We start from the raw sequence: 1,941 nt of genomic DNA, 5'->3' as shown, positions 1-1,941 counted from the left end.
CCGCCCTGGCGGACTCCTACGCCCGCATGGCCGAACGGCGACGGGCGGCGGACGGCGAACCCCTCCGACGCGGCCGACGAGGAGGCCCGGCGTCGCGACCTGCTGAAACGGCTCGACGCCCTGGCGGCCGAGATCACGGCCCGAGAAGCCGAAGAGACCGCCGCCCCGCCCTTCTCCCCCGGCGCCGAACCCGCTATCTCCGGCCCATGACCCTCCCCCACGCCCTTTCCGGCCTCGGCGAGATCGCCGGGGACTACGACATCCTGCTCTGCGACGTCTGGGGCGTGATCCACAACGGCCGCGAAAGCTGGCCCGACGCCTGCGAGGCCCTCGCCCGTTTCAACCGCGAGGCCGGCCCCACCGGACCTCGCCACGTCGTCCTGATCTCCAACTCGCCCCGGCCGTCCCACGACGTCGTCGCCCAGCTGGATCGTCTGGGCGTGCCCCGCGACAGCTGGCGCGCCTTCGTCACCTCGGGCGACGCCACCCGCGCCGAACTGGCCCGACGCGCGCCCGGCCCGGCCTGGATCATCGGCCCGGACCGCGACTGGCCGCTCTACGACGGCCTGGGCCTCGACCTCGCTCAGGGCGCCGAAGACGCCGCCTTCATCTCCGTCACCGGCCCGGTCGACGACGAGACCGAGACGCCCGACGACTACCGCGACCGCCTCGCCGCCGGCGCGGCGCGCGACCTGGAGCTGATCTGCGCCAATCCCGACCGCGTCGTTCAGCGCGGCGACAAGCTGATCTACTGCGGCGGCGCCCTGGCCGACCTCTACGAAAGCCTCGGCGGCCGCGTGACCATGGCCGGCAAGCCCTTCGGCCCGATCTACGACCTGGCGCTGAAGGAGGCCGCGGGCCTGTTGGGCCGGCCGGTGGACCGCTCCCGCGTCCTGTGCATCGGCGACGGCGTCGTCACCGACGTCCTGGGCGCCAACAAGCAGGGCCTGGACTGCCTGTTCATCGCCCAGGGCATCCACGGCGACCAGGCCAAGGGCCCAGACGGCCGCCTCGACCCCGCCAGGGCCGCCGACCTGCTCAGGGCGGAAACGACCTACGCCCGCCACGCCATGCTCGATCTGGCGTGGTGAGGTCGTGGCGAGTGGCGAGTGGCGAGTGGACGACAGCTCCGATCACGTCGCACCGGCCGGAGGGGTTGATTCACACGGGGCCTCACTAATCACTAGGTTCGATCGACATTCAAACCCGTCATTCCCGGCCCTGTGCCGGGAATCCATGAACACGAAAGGCGGAGGTCGAGACCTCCAAGGGCCCCGATCGTGATCCTGGATGGCCGGGACAAGCCCGGCCATGACGGAAACAAGGTTCATCGACTGAATGTCGATCGAACCTAGCCACTAGCCACTAGCCACTCACCCGCGTAACACCCCCCAAATGACAGATCTGGTCACGACGCACCCCTCGGGCGGTTACATCCTGGACGAGCTCCACGCCGGCATGGCCGCCGAGAAGGTGGTCCACGTCACCGAGGAGCGCATCCGCCTGTTCGCCGAGGCCTCGGACGACTTCAACCCGGTCCATCTGGACGAGGCCTTCGCCTCCAGGACCGCTTATCGCGGCCGGATCGCCCACGGCCTGCTGTCCGCCTCGTTCGGCTCGGCGGTCGTCGGCACCATCCTGCCCGGCGCCGGCTCGATCTACGTCTCCCAGACCCTGGCCTTCCACCTGCCGGTCCGCATCGACGACGTCGTCACGATCCGCATCACCGTCCTGTCGGTGGATCAGGAAAGCGCCCGCGTCGAGCTGAACTGCGAGGGCTTCGTCGACGGCAAGCTGATCATGGACGGCATCGCCGTCGTCCGCGTGCCTCGCCGCCGCAAGCCGTCCGCGCGTTGATCCCGATCGTCCGCGACTGGCGCGGCCTGCCGCCCGAACACCGGGGCGCGTCCGTCGCCATCGGCGCCTTCGACGGCGTCCATC

3 protein-coding genes are annotated in these 1,941 nt (G+C 70.5%); all 3 read left to right on the top strand.

Annotation, left to right across the window (positions count from 1 at the left end):
* On the top strand, positions 1-210 hold a 210-nt coding region (locus tag AC2W7C_RS17305), incomplete at its 5' end, for a hypothetical protein (protein WP_486002476.1).
* Complete coding sequence (locus AC2W7C_RS17300) at positions 207-1,091, top strand: TIGR01459 family HAD-type hydrolase (protein ID WP_486002475.1); 885 nt, start codon at positions 207-209, stop codon at positions 1,089-1,091. The genes AC2W7C_RS17305 and AC2W7C_RS17300, both read left to right, overlap by 4 nt.
* Positions 1,092-1,395: 304 nt before the next feature.
* Entirely contained in the window at positions 1,396-1,857 is a 462-nt protein-coding gene (locus AC2W7C_RS17295) for a MaoC family dehydratase (protein ID WP_486002474.1), read from the top strand.
* Positions 1,858-1,941: the final 84 nt, after the last annotated feature.

This window comes from Brevundimonas sp. CURTG3B2_SDJG, from assembly GCF_057364705.1.
This window is presented reverse-complemented; position numbering and strand designations above follow the sequence as displayed.